Raw genomic sequence first — 22,558 nt, 5'->3', positions numbered from 1 at the left:
GCATATACTGCCGCCAGAACTCAAACTGGGGCATATATCTTGTTAAAATATCTCGTTCTTCCAGCGGCGCTGATGGCCGCCACCGCGGCCCAGGCCGACGAAGGCCAATGGCAACCGTACCAGCTGCCGCAGCTGAAATCCGAATTGAAGCGCATCGGCATCACCATCCCGGCCGAAAAACTGGCCGACCTGTCCAAGCATCCGATGAGCGCCATCGTTTCGCTGGGCGGCTGCTCGGCGTCGTTCGTGTCGGACGCCGGCCTGGTGGTGACGAACCACCATTGCGCCTACGGTGCGATCCAGCGCAACGCCACGCCTGAACACAACTACATCGTCGACGGCTATCTGGCCAAGACCCGCGCCGAAGAGCTGCCGGGCGGCCCGAACACGCTGGTCTACGTGACCGACAAGGTGGAAAACGTCACCGAGCGCGTGCTCAAGGGCGTGAGCGACACCATGAGCGGCAAGCAGCGCCACGACGCTGTGGAAAAATCGATCAAGGCGCTGATCGCCGAATGCGAGAGCGACAAGATCTACCGCTGCTCGGTGCCGGCCTTCCACCGCGGCCTGGAGTACTACCGCATCCGCCAGATGATGATACGCGACGTGCGCCTGGTGTACGCGCCGGCCGACATGATCGGTAACTTCGGCGGCGACATCGACAACTACGAATGGCCACGCCAGGGCGGCGACTATTCCTTCCTGCGCGCCTACGTCGGCAAGGATGGCCGTCCGGCCGATCCGTCGCCGGACAACGTGCCTTACCACTCGAAGGACTTCCTGGTGGTCTCCGCCGCCGGCCTGAAAAACGGCGATCCGGTGCTGCTGGCCGGCTACCCTGGCCGCACCAGCCGCTACAAGCTGCCGTCGGAAATCCGCGCCGCGCGCGATTCGGCCTACCCGGCCAAAGTGGCCGAGATCCAGGCCGACCTGGACGTGATCGCCGCCGCCACCAAGGGCAATCCTGCCGCCGCCGTGCGTTACGCCAGCGTCGACAAGAGCATGAACAACGTGATGAAGAAAACCCAGGGCCTGCTGGACGGCTTTGCGCGCAAGGACATCGCCGCCATCAAGGACGTGCAGGATGCGGAGTTCCGCGCCTGGTACAACAAGCAGGCGGGCGTGTCGAAAACCCTGCTGGCCGAACTGGACGCCGTGATCGCCGCCGACCTGGCGCTGAGCGACGAGGAATTCGGCTACAGCGTCGCCACCACCGGCGACCTGCTGAAAAGCGGCAGCACGCTGTATCGCCTGGCGCGTGAAAGCGCCAAGCCGGACGCGGAACGCGAAACCGGCTACCAGCAGCGCGACCTGACCTTCATCAAGGCCCGCCTGAACCGCCTGGAGCAGTCCTACGTGGGCAGCGTGGACCAGGCGCGCTTCGTCGCCGCCTTGCAGCGCTACGCCAAGCTGCCGAAGTCCATGCATGTCAGCGGCATGGATGCGCTGCTGCCGGCCGTGGACGCGGTGCCTGCGCTGTACGCCAAGTCCGAACTGGGCGACACCGCCAAGCGTCTGGCGTGGGTGGGCAAGGATGCCGCCGCGATGGCCGCGTCCACCGACGCCTTCGTGCAGCTGGCCGTCAAGCTGGACGACGTGACCCAGTTGCTGAAGGAACGCCGCAAGGAATTGGACGGCAACCTGGAACGCGTGATCCCGCAATACATGCAGGCCGTGATCGCGTGGAAGAAATCGCAGGGCAAGCCGGTCTACCCGGATGCGAATTCGACGCTGCGCGTGACCTACGGCACCGTGTCGCCATACTCGCCCAAGGATGGCATCACCAAAGGGCCGTTCACCACGGTCGAAGGCATCGTCGAGAAGAACACCGGCAAGGATCCGTTCAACGCGCCGCAGAAACTGCTGGATGCGATCAAGGCCAAGCGCTACGGCCAGTTCAAGGATCCTGTCCTGGGCACGGTGCCGGTCGACTTCCTGACCAGCGCCGACACCACCGGCGGCAATTCCGGTTCCGCCGTGATGAACCGTAACGGCGAGTTGATCGGCCTGAATTTCGATTCGACCTACGAGTCCATCACCAAGGACTGGTACTTCGATACCGCCATCACCCGCGCCATCCACATGGATATCCGCTACATGCTGTGGGTGATGGCCGAAGTGGACCACGCCGATAACGTGCTGAGGGAAATGACCATCAAGTATCCGGCCAAGTCCAAGTAAGCCTGGACGATCCCGATGCAAAAAGCCCCGTGTGGCGTGCGACGATCTTGAGCGTCGCATGCGCACACGGGGCTTTTTCCTTATCCGTGCTTAGCGCGGATCCTGGCATTTGCGCGATGGATTGGCGATGCTGCATTGCCACAGCCAGTACACGTTGACCTGTTCGCTCAGATTGGCGGTGAAGTTCACGCCCGGCGACGTCAGCGTCAGCGTGATGGCGTCGCCGCTCAGGTCATACGGCGGTTCGTTGGTGCCCAATACGGGATTCAGGTTGGCGCCGCGGCCCAGCTTCAGCGTGATCTGGCTGTTGGCGATCAGGTAGGGCAGGTTGTTGGCGATGTATTGACCGATCGGGAAGCTGCCGCCCGGGTAGGTGACGACCTTGTCGGCCGGGATCAGGCGGTTCAGGCCCACCAGCCAGTTCTGGTCACGCTTGAAGAAGAAGTTCTGCGTGACGCCGGCCAGACCATTTTGCACGGCGTTGGCGATGCCGGCATCGACCTTGCCTTCGGCCTTGTTAATCAGGATGTCGCCGAGCACCGGCAGTATCCAGCTGAGGTTGGAATCGCAATCGGTGGAAGTGTTCAGGGTGCCGTTGATGCCGACCTTGGTGGGCGGGATCACGCCATCGGCCGTGCCGTACTGCGCGGTGACGGTGATGTTGTTGTAGTCGGTGGTGTTGGTGCAGCTGTAGTTGATTACGCCCCACTTGGTGCCGCTGAAGGACGAGGTGACACGATAGCTGAGGCCGGTCATGGTTGCGAACACGACGCCGCTCGCGTCGGGACGCAAGGTCAGGGTGGGGGTGCCGGTCACGGTGCCTCGGCCGAAGGTCGCGCCATGGCCGTTGATGGCGTTGGCGGCGGCGGCGTTCAAGCCGTTTTCGATCTGGCGCGGCACATTCTGCGCATCGACAATCAGGGCGCCCAGCGTGCCGCTGCCCCAGGGTTGCGAGTAAGTCAGGCTGCCGCCGTTCAGGCTGACGGTGGCGACGTTTTGTCCGGACCGGACGCGGGGAATGAAGTCGGCGTGTGCTGCGCCAGCCGCCAGTATCGCGGCAAGAAACAGGATTTTTCGCATTCTGATGCTCCATATGGATTAAAAGGATGTTGCCAATTAATAATGACATATGGGCAATTTCAAATCAATAACAATGTTTAATTTGTAATGTTATGTTTTTAGGAATGTACGGGCGGCGAGCCGCCAAATCTTGCTTATTCAGCTGAAAACTCGCATACTGCCGCGGCGATATTTCCCACCCTGGCGGCCCTGGCCGCGCTACCCCCGGAACTGATGAACGATCCGCTTGTCCTGTTTGGCTTCGGCACTACGCCGCTTGAACTGCTCGGCTTTGTGCTGGCGGTAATCACGGTGCTGTTCAACATCACCCAGTTGCACTGGGCCTGGTTGCTGTCCATCCTGTCGTCGGCGATTTACGGCGTGGTGTTTTACGACGCCAGGTTGTATGGCGACATGGCGCTGCAGCTGGTGTTTATCGCGGTGTCGGTATGGGGCTGGAAGCAGTGGCTGAGCGGCGTGCCGAGCACGGCCGAGTCGCTGCCCGTGACGCGGCTGGACCGCAACAGCGGCTGGCTGGCCGTCGGCGGCTGGCTGCTGGGTTTCGGGCTGCTGTGGTGGTTCCTGTCGCACTACACCGATACCGATGTGCCGATGGCCGACGGCTTCCTGACCGCCGGCAGCCTGTTGGGGCAGCTTCTGCTGTCGCGTAAAAAGCTGGAGAACTGGGTGGTATGGATCATCGTCGACGTGCTGTACGTGGTGCTGTACGTGCACAAGCACCTGATGTTGACGGCGGTGCTGTACGCGGTGTTCGTCGCCATGGCGGCGATCGGCCTGCGCGCCTGGCGCATAGACGGCAAGGACCGCCGCATGGTGCTGGAATGAGCGCGGCGCCGCTGCGGGTGGCCGTGCTGGGCACGACCTCGTCGGGCAAGTCGACGCTGGCCGCGGCGCTGGCCGAGCATTATCAAACGTTGTGGGTGCCGGAGTATCTGCGCGAGTTCGTCGACACGGAAGAGCGGGTGCCGGTGGCGGAGGACCAGTTCCACATCGCCGCCACGCAGCGCGACCGCGAGGATGCAGCCGCGCCGCGCGCCCACCAGTATCTTTTTTGCGACACCGCGCCGTTGATGACGCTGGTGTACGGCCGCCATTATTTCGGCGGCTTCGACCAGCAACTGGGCGCGCTGGCGGCCAGCCACCGGCAGGATTACGCCATCACGCTGGTGACGGCGCCGGATATCCCATGGGTGGAGGAAGGCCTGCATCGCGAATCCGAAGAGGTGAGCGTGATTATCGACCGCATGCTGCTGGACGAGCTGGCTGCGCGTGGGATACCCTATCTGCTGGTATCCGGCGATCCGGCTGAACGACTGTCCCAAGTGGAGCGGCACCTACGATGAAAAAGCAGCTGGCGGCGATGTTGATGTGCGTATCCCCGCTGGCGCTGGCCGACACCGGCTACTACCTGGTCTCCACCTACGACGTGGAGGGCCAGCTCTCCCTCGACTACAAATACTGGAACGCCCACTACAAGGGCCTGACCGTGGCTGCGCCGGAAATCGGCATCGGCTACGGCGTCACGTCGCGCTGGTACACCGAGGTCTATGCCAAGTGGGTCAAGGTCAACGGCGGCGCCGGCCATTGGGTGGAGACGGCGTGGCAGAACGACTATCTGCTGACGCAGGGCCAGTACGACTTCGACCTGGCGCTGCACACCAAGCTGGAAAAGGCACGCGACAATGCCAGCGGCTACGCGCTGGAATGGGGACCGGTGCTGAAGACGGAAATCGGCCGCACGCAGTTCAACGCCAATCTGTTCTTCCAGCGCGACTATCGCGTGGCGCCGGGCGGCGGCGAGCATCCGATGGAGCTGACTTCCCAGCTGCAGGTCAAGCACAACTGGAAGCCGTGGCTGCAGCCCGGCGTGCAGGCCTTCGGTGAAGTGGGGAAGTGGAATGACTGGCTGCCATACCGGCAGCAGTCGCACCGCGCCGGACCGGCGGTGTTCGGGCACCGCGATATCGGCCGGCAGGAGATCAAGTACGAATTCGCTTACCTGATCGGCAGGAACTCGGCGCGCGCAGCGAAGAGTTTTTCGATGCGCGCGCAGCTGATCTTTTAGAAGTCCATCTGGGCCGACACCCGGAAGGTCCGCGTGGCGCCCGGCATCAGGTAGCCGCCCAGGTCCGGCGTCACATCGCGCCAGTAGAACTTGTCGAACGCGTTGTCGACGCTGGCGCGCAGCGTGGTCTGCATGCCGGCGATGCGGGTGGCGTAGGCGCCGCCCAGGTTCATCACGTGATAGCCCGGCACGAACACCTGGTTCTCCTTGTCGAACGCCTTCTTGCCCGAGTAGACCCAGTTGGCGTTGACCGACAGGCCGGCCACTTGCGGCACGGCGTAGTCGGCGTACACGCTCGACTTGAAGGCGGCGACGTTGGGGACGCGTTTGCCGTCCATGTCCGCCTGGCCGGTGTCGCGCTGGCGCGTGTTGAGCGCGGTGGCCGATACGCCCACCGTCAGATCGCGCGAGGCGCGGCCGTTCAGGGCCATCTCCAGGCCGCGGTTCTGCGCCTGGCCATTGCGCACCAGGTAGGTCTGCGCGTTGGTGTATTCGAGGCCCTTGCGGATTTCGAACAGGGCGACGCTGGCGCTCAGGTCCGGATGGATGTCGGCCTTGACGCCCACTTCAACCTGTTTCGATTTGCCGGGCGCCAGTGCGAGGCCAACGTTCTTGGTGCCGATGCCGGCGACGCCGCCGTGCTCCAGGCCCTGCGCGTACGAAGTGTAGACCGAGACGTTGGGACGCAGGCTGTACACCAGCGCCACGTTCGGCAGCCAGAAGCCGATATCGGTGTGGGCGAACGGCAGCGTGGCGTCGACGATTTCGTCGCGTTTGACCTGCACGTAGCGCGCGCCGGCGTGCAGCTTCAGTTGTTCGTTGAGGCTCAGGATGTCCTGCGCGAACAGGGCGCGTTCGTTGTCGCGGCGGCGTTCGGAGACCGGGAGGCTGGTGCCGCCGTTCGGCGCCACCATGATCGGATGGTAGATGTTGCTGAAGGCCTTGCCGTCTGGGCCGGCCTGGGTGTACAGCGCGTCGCCCCATTTCTCGCTGTTCTTGAACAGCGAGGCGCCGCCGGTGAAGGCGTGCGCGATCGAGCCGGTGGTGAATTTGCCCTGCACCAGCGCTTGCACGGTCAGCGGCGATTTCTTCTCGCCCAGGCTGACGTAGTCGTAGACGTCGTAGTCGCCATTGCCGCAGAAGCCGGGGTACAGATCCTGCGCACCGCAGCCGTAAGGGAAGGCGGTGTAGTCGTCGCGCTTGAAGTTGTGCTGGTTGGCGCTGACGGTGGCGCTCCAGTCGGGCGTGAACTGGTACTCGAAGCGGGCGCCGATATTGCTGCTGGTGGTTTCCACCGGACGGCTCCACGGCTGGTTGTTGAGCATGGTGTCGGCCGGGATGTTCGGCAGCGTCTGGTTGTTCAGCAGCTGGAAACCGGGCGCGGTCACTTGCGATTTCTTCTGGTAGTCGGCGTCGATTTGCAGCAGCGCCTGCGGCGAGATCTTCCAGTCGAAGGCGGCCGAGACGAACTTGCGGTTGCCGTCCGCACCCTTGATGTAGGAGCGCAGGCGTTCGGCGGCGGCGTTGAAGCGGTAGCCGAAACGGTTGTCTTCAAAGCGGCCGCCCAGGTCGACGGCGCCGTACAGCGTGCCGCGCTCGCGCTCTTCCAGCACCACGGTGCGCACCGGCGTATCGGTCGGACGCTTGGTGACGTAGTTGACGATGCCGCCCGGCGCGGACACGCCTGCCTGCAGGCCGGACAAGCCTTTCAGCACTTCCAGGCGTTCCTTGTTTTCCAGCGGGATCTGGGTGTCGCCGGGGATGGCCATGCCGTCCTTGCGGTAGCTGGAGGCGTTGTCCAGCTTGAAGCCGCGGATGGAGAACTGTTCCGAGTAGCCGACCGCGTTGTAGGCGTCGCTCAGGCTGGCGTCGTATTTGGCGGCGTCGGTGGTGGAGCGGATTTGCAGGTCCAGCATCTGCTGCGAGCTCAGCACGCTGACCGAGGCCGGGGTTTCCAGCAGAGGCGCGTTGGAGAAGCCGGCCACGGAGGCGCGGCTGGCCTGCGCCTTGGCGCCGGTGATTACCACTTCGGGCAGGGCTTGCTCGGGGGCGGAGGTTTCAGCGACGGCGGCGCCGGGAAAAGCCTGTAACACCGCCATGGCGATGGCGGAAACTGCAAATTTTGGTGTGGACATATGGACTCTCTACGTGTTCGGCTGGAACCGCGAAGAGAGCCATCAAAGGAGGGGAGAACTACTTTGCGCTTTCCTTCGCTGGCATTATCCAGATCAGGTACGAAGGGTATCTCTCACCCGGCAGCAAAGCTCCAGGACCCCTAGCGAGGCAGTAGTGTAGCACAGGCGCGGGCTGCGGTGCCGTGCGCCGCGTTCCGCGCCGCGCCGCTAAACTTGCGCTTTGCGCCGCAGGGCGCCAACGAAGCAGTCACAGCTTTTATCGGAGGCGCCGTCATGTCGGTACATTTTGGCGACACCCTGCTGCATCGTGCGAGTGAAAGGTTAGGAATGAGGCAGTCGTATCACGAGGGAAGCTGGTTTGCCGTGCCGTTGCTGGATGGCGGCTATGGCTGGGGTTTGGTGGCGCGCTTGTCGCCGGGCAGCAAGATCATGCTGGCGTATCTGTTCGGCCCCAAGCTGCCGCGTTTGCCGTCACTGGAAGAGCTTGCCACGCTGCGGCCGCAGGATGCGGTCAAGGTGCTGCGCGTGGGCGATATGGCGCTGGCCAGCGGCCACTGGCCGGTGCTGGGCGATGCGCTGGAATGGGATCCGGCGCAGTGGCCGGTGCCGCAGTTCCTGCGCCGCGCGGACGCGCTCAAGCGCGCCTGGCGCGTGACGTATTCGGATGCCGACCCGAGCCGCTCGGAGCGGGAGGAATCCGTGCCTTACGATACGCCGGGGCTGGAGACGGATTCGCTGTACGGCTACGGTTCGACCGAGCTGCTGCTGACGCGGCTGCTGGAGCCGCTGGACCATCCGATCAACCGCAGCGGCGCCAGCGCGTAGTCTTCGCCTGGACGTGGCCTAATCGCAGTCCACGTTCCAGGCCGCGTACTCGCCGCGATGGCGGCGCACGGCCACGCGGGCCACGGTGTCGCGGTCGCTTTCAAACACCAGACTGAACATCACGGGCGCGCCGGCCGCCGGCGCTGCCGGTGCGATCGCGCGCAGCGTGAAGGGCAGTGCGCGCTGGCGGATGCAGTGCGAGTTGCCGGCGAAGAGCAGGCGTGCGCGGCTCAGCAGTTCGCCATGCTGGCGCAGCAGCGCCACCACGTCCTCCGGCCGCACCGCCTGGTCCATCAGCACGGTGTGCTGGACGGCGCTGCAGATGGTGTTAGGCTGGGCCAGCCACACATGCCACGTCGGTTCCTGGGCCGTTTCGCTCCAGCGGCTGTCCTTGGGCGCCTTGGCGTCGTAGATGAAGCTGGAACGTATCTGCCGGCACAGGTCGACCGCCGAATGGCGCGGCGCCGAATCGACGCGGGCGATCACCTGCCACGGCTTGCCGCGCTGGCGCTCGATGTCGAAGGCCGGCGCGAACAGCGGCATCACCGGGCGCGCACCGTGCGACTCTGTCACCATTTTCTGGTGGAAGTAGATGTCGAAGGAATTGCGTTCTTCTTCGGTCGGCGCGCGTTGTTCGATGCGCGGCGGCGCGGGCGCAGGTTTGGCGGCCATGGCGTGGCCGGCTGCGCTCAGCAGCAGTGCAATCGTCAGAGCCCGCATCAAACCGCCTTCATCACGATCTGGATCAGCAGGCCGCCGCCTTCGCGGTTGCGCACCTGCAGTTCGGCGCCGTGGCGCAGCATCACGCGGTCGACAATGGCCAGGCCCAGGCCGGCGCCGTTGGCCTGGCCGCGCGCGGCGTCGAGCCGGGTGAAGGGCTTGAGCAGCTGTTCGATCTGGTCGTCCGGCACGCCGTTGCCGTTGTCCTGCACTTCGACCACCACGCGGCGCGACGTGTGCATGCCCTTGATGCTGCATTTGATGTCGATCTCGGTCAGCTCGCTGCCAGGCGTCTTGCCGTAGCGGCGGGCGTTCTCGATCAGGTTGTTGATGACGCGCTTGATGTCGGTGGCGTTGCCCATCACGTGGGCGTTGGGCACGATGTCGGTGCCGATGCGTACGTCCGGCAGGCGCTCGGCTTCATGCGCGGTGTCGCTCAGCAGCTCGCTGAGGTCGACGTTGATGAAGCTCGACACCTCGGTCGGCTTGGCGTAGTCGAGGAACTGGCCGATGATGGCGTCCATCTGGCCGATGTCGGACTGGATGCCTTCGCGGGCTTCGTTCGACAGGTTGGCCATCTCCACTTCCAGCTGCATGCGCGCCAGCGGCGTGCGCAGGTCGTGCGAGATGCCGGCCAGGATCACGGCGCGGTCGGATTCCACCTGCTGCAATTGCACCACCATCTGGTTGAAGCTGCGGTTGGCTTCCATGATTTCCATCGGGCCTTTTTCCGGCAGCCGCTCGGGGCGCTTGCCCTGGGCGAAGGCGCGCGTGGCCTGCGTCAGGCGGCGCAGCGGCAGGTTGATCAGGCTGGAGATGAAGGCCGCGCCCAGCAGCGACACCACCGACACCACGCTGGCCCAGCCCAGCCACTGGATGCCGGTCAGGCCGCGGATGCGCTCGCGTTCCAGCATCAGCCAGTAGGCGTCGTCATCGATCTTGAAGCTGACCCAGAAGCCGGCCACGCCGTTGACGCGCGCGGAGAAGCGGGTGTCCGCGCCCAGCTTGGCCTTGACCAGCTTCTGGATGTCGGGCATCAGCGCGTTGTCGGGCGGCGGATCGACCTTGTCGTCGTCCTCCAGCGTGAACACGCGGATGCCTTCGTTGGACACCAGGTCGAACAGCAGCTCGCGCCGCAGTTCCGGCGCCGAGTGGGTGAGGGCGGCGTGCGTGATCGTCACCACCGAGATCACCTGGGAAGAGATTTGCTGCACCTGCGGCTCGTGCTGCACCACGCTGATCATGCCGACCCAGGCCGTCATGCTGGTGGTGGTCAGCGCGCCCAGCAGGAAAAAGGTGCGCCAGAACAGGCCGCTCTTGAGGCTGGCCGGTCGAAACGTGAAAGGGAACTTCGACTTCATGCGCGCGTCCGCGCCTTAGCGCGGCTGCCCCTCCGGAATGAACACATAGCCCAGGCCCCAGACGGTCTGGATGTACAGCGGGCTCGACGGATCGGGCTCGATCAGCTTGCGCAGGCGGGAGATTTGCACGTCCAGGCTGCGGTCGAACACTTCGTATTCGCGGCCGCGCGCCAGTTCCATCAGCTTTTCACGCGACAGCGGCTGGCGGGCGTGGCGGGCGAATACTTTTAGTACCGAAAACTCGCCGGTGGTCAGCGGCACGGTTTCGCCGTTTTTCTTCAGCGTGCGGGTGCCCAGGTCCAGCACGAACTGGCCGAACTCGAACGATTGCGGGGTTTCCGACGGCGCACCGGGGATCTCGTCCGGGCCGCGGCGGCGCAGCACGGCGCCGATGCGGGCCACCAGCTCGCGCGGGTTGAAGGGCTTGGGCAGGTAGTCGTCCGCGCCCATTTCCAGGCCGACGATGCGGTCCACGTCCTCGCCCTTGGCGGTCAGCATGATGATCGGCGTCTGGTCGCCGGCGCCGCGCAGGCGGCGGCAGATCGACAGGCCGTCTTCGCCCGGCAGCATCAGGTCCAGCACCAGCAGGTCGTAGCGCTCGCGCAGCCACAGCTTGTTCATCGCGGTGGCGCTCTCTGCCGTGAAGACGTTGAAACCCTGCTCGGTCAGGTAGCGGCGCAACAGGTCGCGCAGGCGGACGTCGTCGTCCACTACCATGATCTTGGCCTGGTGGCCATGCTGGTTGGCGGGAGTGTTGCCGGATTCAGTCGTTGTGCTAGTCATTTGGCTGCCAGATTTGTCATATTCATGTTGCTATGGTAACGTCATATTCGGACTTGCGAAAACGTCTGTGACAACCCATTACAAAGTGTTACAAACTTTACCCAATTCGTCTTACCCCCTCAGGTAAAGCATCATACACTCTGGGCATAGATTCAGCTTTTTAGGAACGCCATGGGCATCGATCACAAAAAACACTACGCGGCAGCAAGCGCAACTTTTTGCGTTCGTACCCTGCTGGGTGTTCTGCTGCTGAGCGGCAGCGCCATGGCGCACGATAGTTCAGCCGACCGCGACCCGCCACGCCGCGAAGATCCACGCAGCCTGCCTGCTTCACGCGATGTGCAGCCGGTGCGCCAGGAACGCATGGAACGCCAGGTGGAACCCCGCCAGATCGATCCGCGCAGCTACGACGCCCGCGCGGAAGAGCAGCGCCGCGCCATGCAGGAAGCCGGCCGCAACGCCGAAATGAGCCGCCGCGCCGGCCGCCTGACGCCCGACGAACGCCGCGATCTGCGCCGCCAGATCAATGAAGTGGGTCAGGATATCTACGCCAATCCGCCGCGCCACTAGTCGTTGACTGTTGCGTATTGCTCCGATGTTATTTATTGAACATTGATCTGTAGCAATAAGTTCACAGTTTTATCGTCGATGTCACTAAAATCGCTTTCTTTTTCTTGGCCCAAGTGTAATATTAATTAATTACACGCAATGCCTTTCGGCCGCGTGCCGTTCGGAGGAAGACTGTGGTTCAACCGCTAGCACCTGCAGTGCCAGGAGAGGAGTCGCACGCTCCGGGCGCTGGCATGCCTATCGGTTTGGCCAAGCGCCCGGACGGCATCTATATCGACATGTCCTTGTCGCCGCTGACGCTGGCGGCGGCCATCAATGAAGTCTTCCATTCCCACAGCTATTTCGTCGGCCTGAATTATCCGGTGCTGGTCAAGGCGCTGTACGGCGTCGGCCCCGACCTGGGCACGCCGGGCATGACGCGGCTGGCGAGCGAGCTGCGCGTGATGGAGGACCAGCGCATCGCGCTGTACAAGCAGCCCAAGATGGGGCGCGGCTATGCCGAATACTATTTCGAGACCCTGTACCTGGATGAGATCACGCTGCCCGACGGCACCGTGATCCCGGAACGGCCGACCCGGCTCGATGTCGACGAATTCGTGGCCGAGATGTGGAACAAGGGCATTCTGTTCGGCATCGAGGTGGCGGCGGTGGCGGCGGCCATCGCGTCGACCAAGGCCGACCGCATCACCGTGGCCACCGAGCTGGAACCCGAGCCGGGCCAGGACGCCACCGTGGTCGAGGTATCGTCCGACCTGCACCGCAGCGACGCGCCCAAGGCCAGGGCCGACGGCCGCATCGACCTGGGCAGCTTCCAGAACCGCTTCCCGCAGATCAAGGCCAATGTGCGGCTGCTGAAAAAGCTGCCGGCCGTGCCTGGCCATCCGGGCTTCGACCTGTCCGGCCGCATGACGCCGGCCGAGCAGCCCAAGGATTTGACGCTGCGCTTCTTCGCCGGCGACGGCACCGAGGCCAAGATGCTGGAGGATGGCGAGTATCTGGTGTCGACCCGCGAAGGCTTCCTCAACGTCGACGCCAAGTCCAACCGCATTTCCATCACCGATAAAATCGTCAGCCTGGATGGCGTCAGCGGACGCACCACCGGCAACCTGGAGCTGGCCGGCGCCTACGAGGAGTTCGGCGACGTGCAGGAGCAGCGCGACGTCACCGGCGGCGACATCACGGTGCACGGCAACGTCTACGGCAATATCCACTCGCGCGGCGGCACCGTGGTGCTGGACAAGAACCTGGTCAGCGGCAGCATCGCCAACGCGGCCGGCAGCATTACCGTGACCGGCGTGGCCTCCAACTCGGTGATCCATACCGGCAAAGGCGCGGTGCATATCGGCCGCGCCGAGAACTGCGTCATCTCCGGCACCATCGTGACGCTGGGCGAGGCCTCCAACTGCGAGATCATCGCCGATGAAATCCGCATCGAAGTGGCCGAGGGCTGCGCGGTGGCGGGGCGTAACGTGGAAATCGACAGCGCCGGCCCGCGCCGCCGCACCGAGATGGTGGTCTATGTGCTGGTGAAGGATGTCAGCCAGTTCGACAAGGAGATCGCCGACCTGGAACTGCGGGTGGCCGGCTTCGAGCAGGCCAACCTGGGCTACCAGCAGGAGGTGGAGCGCATCGCGGCCATCCCGGACGTGCGCCGCTATCTGGCGCTGGCGGCCAAGCTGCGCACCCAGGAGCTGCAACTGAACGCCGAGCAGGGCCAGCACCTGCGCAAGATCGCGGGCGCGGTGGCGGCAGAGTTGCAAGCCATCGCCAAGCTGCGCACCGACCTGCAGGCCGGCCAGACGCAGTTGAAGCTATTGCAGGACAAGCTGACCCGGGTGATCGAGCAGAAGGTGGAGGCGGCCGGCATCGCCCGCTGCGGCCTGCGCATGGTCAGCGGCGAGACCACGGTGCGTACCATGCCGTTCCAGGCCGAGGTTGCAGCGCTCACGCAGCTGCCGTCCAAGGACATCAAGCAGCGCCTGCGCGGTACGCCCAACGGCGGTGAGCTGCTGTTCTGCGACGGCGCCGGCTCGCTGGACTGGCATCTGAATCCGCGTCTGCGGCCTGTGGCTGGCTAGCCATGGTGCGCGCACAAGGCCTGCGGTTCATGCTAATCTAGAAATAACATTAAAAAAGTGAAGAAGTGCCGCTGCGGCGGCGCTTCGACGTACATCTTCCTGGGGATTACTGTGTCAGATGACGCGACGGCGATGGAACCAAGCGCGGAAAACGATCTGCCATCAGCGATCGTCAAGCGCGCCGACGGCGTCTATTTTGCGGCGGAGGCTACGGCCGTGTCCTGCCTGGCGGCGGTCAGCCAGATCTTCCTCGGCAGCGCCTATTTCGCCAACCTCGATTACGCGATCTTCATCAAGCTGCTCTACAATTGCGGCCCCGACCTGCCGCCCAGCCTGACCAGCAAGCCGCTGGTGCGCTTCGCCGACAGCATCGAGCCTTTCCATCCGCCGCGCCGCGCGCTGTACAAGTCCGTCAAGATCATCAACGGCGAGGCCGAGTACTATTTCGAGCCGGTGTTCTTCGAGGTGCCGGATATGCCGCTGCAACCGGCGCGCCTGAACTTCGACGAATTCGTCTCCGACATGTGGGTCAAGGGCATACGCTTCGGCATCGACGCCCCGGCCGTGCGCGACGTCATCACCAACGGACGGCTGGCGCGCATCATCGTCGCGCGCCGTCTCAACGCCACGCCGGGCCGCGACGCTACCATCGTGGAAGTGTCGGCGGATATCCACCGCAGCAATGCGCCGCGTGAAAAATCGGATGGCAAGCTCGATTTGCAGGCCTTCCAGAACCGCTTCCCGCAGGTGAAGCCCAACGTCAAGCTGCTGCGCAAGGTGCCGCGTACGCCGGGTGTGCGTGGCTTCGAACTGTCGGGCATCGTGCTGGAGCCGCCCGCGCCCAAGGACATCGAATTGAGCAGCGTGGCCGGCGAGGGCACGGTGATCGAGAACCTGCGCGACGGCGAGTTCCTGGTGTCGGCGGTGGAGGGCTTCCTCAGCGTGGACCCGGCCACCAAGCGGCTGTCGATCGGCCCCAAGATCATCAGCCGCGAGGGCGTCAGCGCACGCACCACCGGCAATCTTCAGCTGACCGGCGAGTACGAGGAATTCGGCGACGTGCAGGAGCAGCGCTCGGTCGATGGCGGTAATATCACCATCCACGGCGACGTGTTCGGCATCATCAATTCGCGCGGCGGCGACATTGTCCTGAGCCGCAATCTGATGGGCGGCACCGCCACCAATGCCGACGGCGGCATACGCGTGCAGGGCGTGGCGTCGGGCGCGGTGCTGCAAACGAAACGAGGCGAGGTGACGCTGGCGCGCGCGGAGAGCTGCATCATCTCCGGCACGCGGGTGGTGATCGGCGAGGCTAGCAACTGCGAGATCATGGCGGAGGAAGTCGTCATCAAGGTGGCGGAGGGTTGCGCCATTGCCGCGCGCAAGATCGAGATCACCAGTGCAGGGCCGCGCAAGCAGAACGAGATGCTGCTTTACACGCTGGTGCCGGACACCTCCAAGTTCGAGAAGAAGATCGCGGAGTTGCAACCCAAGGTGCAGCACGCGGCGCACGAGGCCAATCTGCGAAAGGCGGAAATCGATGCGATCACCGGCCAGACCGAGGTGCGCAACTACCTGACGCTGGCCACCCGCGTGCGCAAGCGCGAGGTGATGCTGACGCCCGAGCAGGAGCCTCTGTTCCACAAGATGGCGGCGGCGGTGGGGCCTTCGCTGAAGGCGGTGGCGAAAATTTCGCTGGCGATGAAGGCGGCGCAGGTGCAGCAGGAGCAGGCGCAGGAAGAGGTCAACCAGGTGCAGCGCCAGAAGCTGGCCGTCATGCGCGGTTCACGCTGCATGGTGCAGATGCTGACCGGCGACGTGCTGCTGCGGACCATGACCTTCGTGCCGGACGGCCCGCCGGCTTACGACCGTCCGGCCAAGGAGGTCAAGGCCAAGGTGCGCACCACGGCCGCCGGTATGGTCACTATCTATTCCGGCGCCACCGGGCCTGTCGCCTGGGCGCCGGAGACGGATTAATCCCGCCGCAGCGTCGCCACCAGTTCGCGCGCATGGCGCGGCAGCGCATCCAGGTCGCGCACGCAGATCAGCAGTTTTCGGTCGGCCCATTCATCGCTTAATTTCAGCACCAGCAGACGGTTGGCGTCGGCGCTGCGGCGGGCCGCGGTTTCCGGCATCAGCGCCAGCCCGGCGCCGCTGGCCGCCATGCGGCATACCGCTTCGAAGCTGCGCAGGCGGATCTTGCAGTGCATGTGCAATCCCAGTCGCGATGCCTGTCCCGCCGCGTACTGCTGGAAGGCGCTGTCGCCGGCCAGGCCGATGAAGTCGTGGGCCAGGGCGTCGGCGTAGCGGATGCTGCTGCGCCTGCGGTACTGCCGCGCCAGCGGATGGCTGCGCGCCATCACCAGAGCGAGCCGGTCGTCGCGGAAGGCGAAGGTTTGCAGCGCCTCAGCATTTGCCGCGTCGCTGACGATGCCGATGTCGGCTGCGCCTTCGGCCACGGCCTGCACGATGTCGCGGCTGAGGCGTTCTTCAAGATCGATGCCCAGTTGCGGATGCGCGGCGAGGAAGGCGGCCAGCGCGTCCGGCAGGAACTCGGTCATGGCCGAGGTATTGCACAGCAGCCGGATGCGGCCTTTGAGGCCGGAGGCGAATTCGGCCAGGTCGGCCTGCATGTCGTTCACCTGGCGGGCGATGAGGCGCGCATGGTGCAGCAGGGCGCGGCCGGCTTCGGTGGGCTCGGCGCCGCGCCGGCCGCGCTGTAGCAGCGGCACGTCCAGGGCTTGCTCCATGCCGCGTATGCGGGCGCTGGCGGAAGGCAGCGCCAGATGCGCCAGTTGCGCTCCTGCCGTGATGCTGCCGCTTTCGGCGATGTGGACGAACAGCTTGAGATCGGTAAGGTCGAAGCGCATGGTTTCTGCCTATGGAATTGACGAAGTCTGACTGAGTATATTCCAGATTTTCAGGCGCCATGTGCTGCGCCACAATGGCGCTCATGGATACTTCTTACATTTTTATTGCGCTGGTGTTTGTGCTTGCCGGGATGGTTAAAGGCGTAACGGGCATGGGTTTGCCGACGGTGGCGGTGGCGCTGTTGACGTTGAAGATGCCACCGCTGGAGGCTGCCGCGCTGTTGATCGTGCCTTCGTCTGTGACGAATGTTTGGCAGCTGGCGGCCGGGCCGGCGCTGTACCCGCTGTGGCGGCGCCTGCGGCCCATGCTGCTGGCGGTGTGCGTCGGCACTGCGCTGGCGGCGGTGCTGGTCGGCGCCGGGAATGGCGCAAGGGGCGGCGCCGCGTGGAGCGGGGCGGTGCTGGGACTGGCGTTGCTGGCCTACGGCGCGCTGGGCCTGGCCGGCTGGCGCTGGCAGGTTGCGCCGCGCTCCGAACGCTGGCTTGGGCCGCTGGCGGGCGTCGTCACCGGCGCGCTGGCCGGCGTTACCGGTGTCTTCGTCATGCCGGCGGCGCCTTACCTGCAAGCGCTGGCGCTGGAGAAGGACGATCTGGTGCAGGCGATGGGGCTGGCCTTCACCGTGTCGACGCTGGCGCTGGCGGTCATGCTGGCGTATCAGGGAGCGTGGCATGCGGCTGCTGCGGGCGCCTCGTGCCTGGCGCTGCTGCCGGCTGCGGGTGGGATGCTGCTGGGGCAGTGGCTGCGCGAGCGCATGGCGCCTGCGTTGTTCCGGCGCTGCTTCTTCGCCAGCCTGCTGGCGTTGGGCGCGCACCAGTGCCTGCGGGCCTTTACAGACTGACTTTGCCGCGCAGCTGTTTGCGTTCGCCGTCCTTGCTCTTGCCGTCCAGCCGCTTGCGCTGGGAGCTGCGTGTGGGCCGGGTAGGGCGGCGCGCGGCGGGCAGAACGGCCACGCTGTCGACCAGCTCCTGCAGGCGGCGCAAGGCTTCTTCCTTGTTGGCCTCCTGGCTACGCGACTGCTGCGCCTTCAGCACCACCACGCCATCCTTGGTGATGCGCTGGTCGCGCATGGCCAGCAGGCGTTCCTTGATATGCTCCGGCAGCGATGAACCGACGATGTCGAAGCGCAGATGCACAGCGCTTGAAACCTTGTTGACGTTCTGCCCGCCCGGCCCCTGCGCGCGGATCGCGGTGAACTCCACTTCATTCGGATCGATCACGGCGCAAACCTGACCGGCTGCGCCACGGCCCACGACTCGCCTTCGGTATCGTGCAGGCGGCGGCTGACGATGTCGCGGAACAGCGGGTGTTGCAAGGCTTCCTCGGTGCGCAGAACGGGCGTGACGCAGCAGTCGGTGTTGGCGAAAGCCTCCGTCCACTGCGCCAGCGTGCGCGTGGCGAACACCGCATCCAGTTCCGCCTTGAGCGCCATCGCGTCTTCGCCGCCGACCTGCTGGCCCAGCTGCCAGTGGCGGGGCTTCAGGTCCGGCCGTTGCAGCACATCGCAGCAACCCTGCCAGAACTTGAGCTCCAGCGCGCCGACCGCCATGTAGCGGCCGTCGGTCGTGCGGTAGACGTTGTAGCAGGGGACGCCGCCGGTCAGCAGATCGCGGCCCGGCGCGGCGGGCGCTCCGTTGTTGACGCCCACCAGCGGCATGATGTTATGCGCCATGACGGCGGCCGTCATCGAGACATCGACCATGCGCCCGGCGCCGCCCATCTTGACCGCGACCAGCGCCGCCAGTATGCCCTGCAGTGCCGACTGCGCACCGCCCAGCAGATCGCCCACTTGCAGGTTGGGCAGCGCCGGCACGCCGCCGGCGCCGGCGTTCTGGTCCAGCATGCCGGCATAGCCGATGTAGTTGATGTCATGCCCGGCCAGCAGCGCGTAGGGGCCGTGCTGGCCGTAGCCTGAGATCGCGCACATCACCAGCTTGGGATTACGCTCGCGCAGCGTGTGCCAGCCCAGGCCCAGCTTCTCCATCACGCCGGGACGGAAGCTTTCGACCAGCACGTCGGCCGTCTCCACCATCGCCAGCAGCTGCTCGCGGTGCGCGGCGTCCTTCAGGTCCAGGCGCATCATCCGCTTGCCGCGATTGACGGCGACGAAGAACTGCGACACCTCATTGCGCACCGGCCCCATGGCGCGCGCGTAGTCGCCGGGACCGGGGTCTTCGATCTTGATCACTTCCGCGCCCATGTCCGCAAGGTGCATGGTGGCGACGGGGCCGGGCAGCAATCGCGTCAGGTCCAGCACGCGGATGCCGCTGAGAGGGAGTTCTGTAGTCATGGATTCATTGTAGCAAACCAGCAACCGCGAGCCCGGCGAATGTTGACGTTGCTCAACGACCGCTTGGGGACGCAAAGGTAGGATGGCACATGCCTGTTACCGCACGTCCCGGACGAAAGGATCATCATGCCTTCATTGACTACGCAATCCGCCAGCGCCGACCAAACCGCCGTCGTCGCCTCCAGCCAGTATCTGGTGTTCCGGCTGGGCGGTCTCGATTACGCGCTGGATTTCACCAAGGTGCAAGAGCTGCGGCCCTTGAAGGCGCTGGAGCGCTTTTCATCGGAGGGGGAGATCGTGGCCGGGGTGGCCGTGTCGCGCGGCGTCATCATGCCCATCGTCGACATGCGCATCGCCTTCGGGCCACGCCCGCCGGAGCACGACCCGCTGACGGACGTAATCATCCTCAAGCTGTCGAGCTGCGTGATGGGGATGGTGGTGGATGGGGTGACGGATATCGTCCCGCTGTCGCTGGGACAGATTAAGCCGATACCGGGCGCCAGCGCGGTGGACTACCTGGTGGGCATCGGTGAAGCGGACGGGCGCCGCCTGATCGTGGTCGACATCGATAAGCTGATGTCGATCCAAAAAGTTCAGGTCGGCGCCCGCCAGGCCGCTTAGGCGAGGGCTTCGAGCTGCTCCTGCAGCTCCAGCCACTCCGCTTCCAGCTGGCCGAGGTCCTTGGTGAAGAAGGATTGATCGGCCAGCAGCTGTTTCAGCTTGGCCTTGTTGGCCGCGTCGTAGATCGACGATTCGCCCAGGGCCGCATCCACATCGGCTTTCTGCGCGCTGCGCTTGGCGATCTGGTCGTCCAGGCGCTTGATCTTCTGCTCCAGCGGCTTGCGCAGCGTGGCCAGGCGCTGGCGGTCTTCGGCTTCCTTGCGCTTCTGTTCCTTGGTGTTGACCGCAGGCGCCGCAGTAGGCGGCGGCGCGACCGGCGAGGCGACCGGGAAATCGGTCTTGTTAGCCTTGCCGGCGGCCGGCAGCACGTCGGTGCCTTTGCCCATTTTGGTTTGCAGCAGCCAGTCCTTGTAGTCATCCAGATCGCCGTCGAACGGTTGCAGCTTGCCGTCGGCGACGATGATGAACTGGTCGGTGGTGGCGCGCAGCAGGTGGCGATCGTGGGATACGACCACCAGCGTGCCTTCGAACTGCGCCAGCGCTTCGGTCAGTGCCTCGCGGGTTTCCAGATCCAGGTGATTGGTCGGTTCATCGAGCAGCAGCAGGTTAGGGCGCTGCCAGACGATCAGTGCCAGCGCCAGGCGAGCCTTCTCGCCGCCGGAGAACGGCGCGATCGAACTGGTCACCATCGTGCCCGGGAAGTTGAAGCCGCCCAGGAAGTTGCGCAGCTCCTGCTCACGCACGGTCGGCGCGATCTTCGCCAGGTGCCACAGCGGCGATTCGTCGTGGCGCAGCATCTCCACCTGGTGCTGGGCGAAGTAGCCGATGTTCAGGCCCTTGCCCATGGTTGCGTCGCCGGTCAGCGGCGACAGCTCGCCGGCGATGGTCTTGATCAGCGTCGATTTACCGGCGCCGTTCACACCCAGCAGGCCGATACGCTGGCCGATCTGCAGCGAGAACTTGATGTTGTTGACGATGGTCTTGTGCGTGATCTCGCCGGTTTTTTCGTCTTCGATCTTGTAGCCTGCGTCGACGTCTTCCATCACCAGCAGCGGGTTCGGGGCGCTGAGCGGTTCGCGGAATTCGAACGAGAATTCGGCGGCGGCGCGCAGCGGCGCCAGTTCTTCCATCTTGGCCAGCGCCTTCATGCGGCTCTGTGCCTGGCGGGCCTTGGAGGCCTGCGCCTTGAAGCGGTTGACGAAGGATTCCAGGTGGGCGCGCTTGCGCTGCTGCTTTTCCAGCGCGCCGGCGGCCAGGATCATCTGCGCTGCGCGCTGACGTTCGAAGGACGAGTAGTTGCCCGAGTAGCGTTTCAGTTTGCGCTCGTCGATATGCACCACCACGTTGACCACTTCATCGAGGAAGTCGCGATCGTGGGAGATGATGAGCAGCGTGCCGGCGTAGCGTTTGAGCCAGTCCTCCAGCCAGATGATCGCGTCCAGATCCAGGTGATTGGTTGGTTCATCAAGCAGCAGCAGGTCGGAAGGGCACATCAGCGCCTGCGCCAGATTCAGGCGCATACGCCAGCCGCCGGAGAAGCTGGCCACCGGTTGCTGCATCTGGTCGATCGAGAAGCCCAGGCCGAGCAGCAGCTGTTCGCCGCGCGACTGCACGGTGTAGGCGTCGGCGTCGGCCAGCGCGCTGTAGATCTCGCCGATGGCGATGCCGTTTTCGGACGATTCAGGCTCCGATTCAAGGCGGGCCAGTTCGGCCTCCAGCTTGCGCAGGGTGACGTCGCCGTCGATGGCGTAGTCGAGTGCCGCGCGGTCCAGCGGAGGGGTTTCCTGCGCCACGTAAGCGACACGCCATTTGGCCGGGAAATCGATCTCGCCCTGGTCCGGGTGCAGCTCGCCGCGCATCATCGCGAACAGGCTGGATTTGCCGGCGCCGTTGGCGCCGATCAGGCCAATCTTGTCGCCGGGGTTGAGGGTGACATCGACCTGTTCCAGCAGCGGCTTAATACCGCGCATCAGGCTTACTTGAATAAAGCGAATCATTGGAATCTTTCGTGCCGTCGTCCCCGCGCAAGCGGGGATCCATAGTCAGCATGGATTCCCGCTTGCGCGGGAATGACGCGGTTTTTTTTAGAGTTTAAGCTGGTCTGCGGTCAGTAGGAATACCATGTCGTCGCCGTTGCTGGTGGTGAGCCAGGTCAGGCCCAGTTCACCGAAGGCCGCTTCGGCGAACTCGCGTTCATTGCCGATTTCGACGATCAGGATGCCGTCGTCGGTCAGGCGCTCGGCGGCGCCGGCGACGATCTTGCGCACCAGGTCCATGCCGTCCTTGCCGCCATCGAGCGCCAGTTCAGGCTCGGCGCGGTATTCCATCGGCAGCTTGCTCATCGACGACGAGTTCACGTACGGCGGGTTGGTGATGATAAGGTCGTACTTCTTGTCCGGCACATTGGCGTACAGGTCGGACTGGATCAGCGTCAGGCGGTCTTCCAGCTTGTAGGTGGCGACGTTTTTCTTCGCCACTTCCAGCGCGTCGGCCGAGATATCGACTGCATCTACATGAGCGTCCGGGAAGGCGTCGGCCAGCATGATGGCCAGGCAGCCGGAGCCCGTGCACAGTTCCAGCACGTTGCTGACGTTTTCAGGCTCGTTGACCCACGGCGCGAAGTACTGCGGGATCAGTTCCGCGATGAAGGAGCGCGGCACGATGGTGCGCTCGTCCACGTAGAAGCTGTAGGTGCCCAGCCAGGCTTCGTTGGTGATGTAGGCGGCCGGCACGCGCTCGTTGGTGCGGCGGTCGATGACAGCCATGACCGCAGCGATTTCCTCCGGCAGCAGCTTGGCGTCCAGGAACGGGTCCAGGTGGTCCAGCGGCAGCTTGAGCGTGTGCAGGATCAGGTAGGCCGCTTCATCGAAGGCTTCGACGCTGCCATGGCCGAAGAACAGCTTGGCGGTGTTGAAGCGGGTGACGGCATAGCGCAACAGGTCGCGCGGCGTGGTGAAAGGAGTCGTGTTCATGGCTATCTC

Annotated in this window: 20 protein-coding genes and 1 riboswitch; of the genes, 10 read left to right on the top strand and 10 right to left on the bottom strand. The window is 64.6% G+C overall.

Going from position 1 to position 22,558, the window contains the following annotated elements; translation table 11 throughout:
• The first annotated feature begins 39 nt into the window (after positions 1-39).
• Positions 40-2,181: a S46 family peptidase gene (locus GEV02_RS14330; protein WP_408014850.1), complete on the top strand. Its 2,142-nt coding sequence runs from the start codon at positions 40-42 to the stop codon at positions 2,179-2,181.
• A 90-nt stretch (positions 2,182-2,271) separates the two neighbouring features.
• On the opposite strand, the gene GEV02_RS14325 is transcribed toward GEV02_RS14330, so the two are convergent.
• Positions 2,272-3,261, bottom strand: a complete 990-nt coding sequence (locus GEV02_RS14325; protein ID WP_152838658.1) for a hypothetical protein — start codon at positions 3,259-3,261, stop codon at positions 2,272-2,274.
• A gap of 213 nt (positions 3,262-3,474) precedes the next feature.
• Between GEV02_RS14325 and pnuC the strand changes: the two genes are divergently transcribed.
• From pnuC to GEV02_RS14310, 3 genes are read left to right on the top strand one after another with little or no spacing between them, the layout of a single operon-like run.
• Complete coding sequence (gene pnuC / locus GEV02_RS14320) at positions 3,475-4,086, top strand: nicotinamide riboside transporter PnuC (protein WP_152838657.1); 612 nt, start codon at positions 3,475-3,477, stop codon at positions 4,084-4,086.
• Entirely contained in the window at positions 4,083-4,604 is a 522-nt protein-coding gene (locus GEV02_RS14315) for an AAA family ATPase (RefSeq protein ID WP_152838656.1), read from the top strand. Before pnuC ends, GEV02_RS14315 begins: the two co-directional genes overlap by 4 nt.
• Positions 4,601-5,326, top strand: a complete 726-nt coding sequence (locus GEV02_RS14310) for a hypothetical protein (RefSeq protein WP_152838655.1) — start codon at positions 4,601-4,603, stop codon at positions 5,324-5,326. The genes GEV02_RS14315 and GEV02_RS14310 overlap by 4 nt, the downstream gene beginning before the upstream one ends.
• Here GEV02_RS14310 and GEV02_RS14305 read toward each other — a convergent pair.
• The gene (locus GEV02_RS14305) at positions 5,323-7,461 is read right to left on the bottom strand and encodes a TonB-dependent siderophore receptor (RefSeq protein WP_152838654.1); all 2,139 of its coding nucleotides are present in this window, start codon (positions 7,459-7,461) and stop codon (positions 5,323-5,325) included. The two genes, GEV02_RS14310 and GEV02_RS14305, sit on opposite strands and share 4 nt — an antisense overlap.
• Positions 7,462-7,514: 53 nt before the next feature.
• Positions 7,515-7,613, bottom strand: a riboswitch (TPP riboswitch).
• Between the two features lie 175 nt (positions 7,614-7,788).
• Between GEV02_RS14305 and GEV02_RS14300 the strand changes: the two genes are divergently transcribed.
• Positions 7,789-8,286 (top strand): Imm26 family immunity protein, encoded by a 498-nt coding sequence (locus tag GEV02_RS14300; RefSeq protein ID WP_043481106.1) that lies wholly within the window; start codon positions 7,789-7,791, stop codon positions 8,284-8,286.
• Positions 8,287-8,304: 18 nt separating this feature from the next.
• On the opposite strand, the gene GEV02_RS14295 is transcribed toward GEV02_RS14300, so the two are convergent.
• From GEV02_RS14295 to ompR, 3 genes are read right to left on the bottom strand one after another with little or no spacing between them, the layout of a single operon-like run.
• Positions 8,305-9,006 carry a hypothetical protein gene (locus GEV02_RS14295; RefSeq protein ID WP_152838653.1) on the bottom strand — a complete coding sequence of 234 codons (702 nt, stop codon included), beginning with the start codon at positions 9,004-9,006 and terminating at the stop codon, positions 8,305-8,307.
• Positions 9,006-10,367 (bottom strand): ATP-binding protein, encoded by a 1,362-nt coding sequence (locus tag GEV02_RS14290; RefSeq protein WP_152838651.1) that lies wholly within the window; start codon positions 10,365-10,367, stop codon positions 9,006-9,008. The genes GEV02_RS14295 and GEV02_RS14290 overlap by 1 nt, the downstream gene beginning before the upstream one ends.
• 15 nt (positions 10,368-10,382) lie before the next feature.
• Positions 10,383-11,150, bottom strand: a complete 768-nt coding sequence (ompR, locus tag GEV02_RS14285; protein ID WP_008450215.1) for an osmolarity response regulator transcription factor OmpR — start codon at positions 11,148-11,150, stop codon at positions 10,383-10,385.
• 171 nt (positions 11,151-11,321) lie between these two features.
• Between ompR and GEV02_RS14280 the strand changes: the two genes are divergently transcribed.
• The 3 genes from GEV02_RS14280 to GEV02_RS14270 all read left to right on the top strand — a co-directional run bounded on the left by GEV02_RS14280 (position 11,322) and on the right by GEV02_RS14270 (position 15,775).
• A complete protein-coding gene (locus GEV02_RS14280) occupies positions 11,322-11,720 on the top strand; it encodes a hypothetical protein (protein WP_152838649.1) in 399 nt (132 codons plus the stop codon).
• A 233-nt stretch (positions 11,721-11,953) separates the two neighbouring features.
• Positions 11,954-13,798 carry a flagellar assembly protein A gene (locus tag GEV02_RS14275; RefSeq protein ID WP_152838647.1) on the top strand — a complete coding sequence of 615 codons (1,845 nt, stop codon included), beginning with the start codon at positions 11,954-11,956 and terminating at the stop codon, positions 13,796-13,798.
• 132 nt (positions 13,799-13,930) lie between these two features.
• On the top strand, positions 13,931-15,775 hold the full coding sequence (locus GEV02_RS14270; RefSeq protein ID WP_152838645.1) for a flagellar assembly protein A: 1,845 nt from the start codon (positions 13,931-13,933) through the stop codon (positions 15,773-15,775).
• Here GEV02_RS14270 and GEV02_RS14265 read toward each other — a convergent pair.
• A complete protein-coding gene (locus GEV02_RS14265) occupies positions 15,772-16,668 on the bottom strand; it encodes a LysR family transcriptional regulator (protein ID WP_152838643.1) in 897 nt (298 codons plus the stop codon). The two genes, GEV02_RS14270 and GEV02_RS14265, sit on opposite strands and share 4 nt — an antisense overlap.
• 74 nt (positions 16,669-16,742) lie before the next feature.
• Here GEV02_RS14265 and GEV02_RS14260 point away from each other — a divergent pair, with 74 nt between their 5' ends.
• Complete coding sequence (locus GEV02_RS14260; protein ID WP_152838641.1) at positions 16,743-17,507, top strand: sulfite exporter TauE/SafE family protein; 765 nt, start codon at positions 16,743-16,745, stop codon at positions 17,505-17,507.
• Here the strand turns inward: GEV02_RS14260 and arfB are convergent.
• Together arfB and GEV02_RS14250 are read right to left on the bottom strand one after the other, a co-directional pair.
• Positions 17,497-17,886: an alternative ribosome rescue aminoacyl-tRNA hydrolase ArfB gene (gene arfB / locus GEV02_RS14255; protein WP_328595816.1), complete on the bottom strand. Its 390-nt coding sequence runs from the start codon at positions 17,884-17,886 to the stop codon at positions 17,497-17,499. The genes GEV02_RS14260 and arfB overlap by 11 nt on opposite strands.
• Complete coding sequence (locus tag GEV02_RS14250; RefSeq protein ID WP_152838640.1) at positions 17,883-18,956, bottom strand: CaiB/BaiF CoA transferase family protein; 1,074 nt, start codon at positions 18,954-18,956, stop codon at positions 17,883-17,885. Before GEV02_RS14250 ends, arfB begins: the two co-directional genes overlap by 4 nt.
• Positions 18,957-19,082: 126 nt before the next feature.
• Here GEV02_RS14250 and GEV02_RS14245 point away from each other — a divergent pair, with 126 nt between their 5' ends.
• Positions 19,083-19,577 (top strand): chemotaxis protein CheW, encoded by a 495-nt coding sequence (locus tag GEV02_RS14245; RefSeq protein ID WP_152838638.1) that lies wholly within the window; start codon positions 19,083-19,085, stop codon positions 19,575-19,577.
• Here GEV02_RS14245 and GEV02_RS14240 read toward each other — a convergent pair.
• Entirely contained in the window at positions 19,574-21,547 is a 1,974-nt protein-coding gene (locus GEV02_RS14240; protein ID WP_235922779.1) for an ATP-binding cassette domain-containing protein, read from the bottom strand. The two genes, GEV02_RS14245 and GEV02_RS14240, sit on opposite strands and share 4 nt — an antisense overlap.
• Before the next feature lie 114 nt (positions 21,548-21,661).
• Positions 21,662-22,549: a 50S ribosomal protein L3 N(5)-glutamine methyltransferase gene (gene prmB, locus GEV02_RS14235; RefSeq protein ID WP_008450202.1), complete on the bottom strand. Its 888-nt coding sequence runs from the start codon at positions 22,547-22,549 to the stop codon at positions 21,662-21,664.
• Positions 22,550-22,558 lie beyond the last annotated feature (9 nt).

It is taken from the genome of Rugamonas aquatica (assembly GCF_009380215.1).
Lineage (GTDB): Bacteria > Pseudomonadota > Gammaproteobacteria > Burkholderiales > Burkholderiaceae_D > Rugamonas > Rugamonas aquatica_B.
The sequence above is the reverse complement of the archived record's forward strand: the minus strand, read 5'-3'. Positions and strand labels throughout refer to the sequence as shown.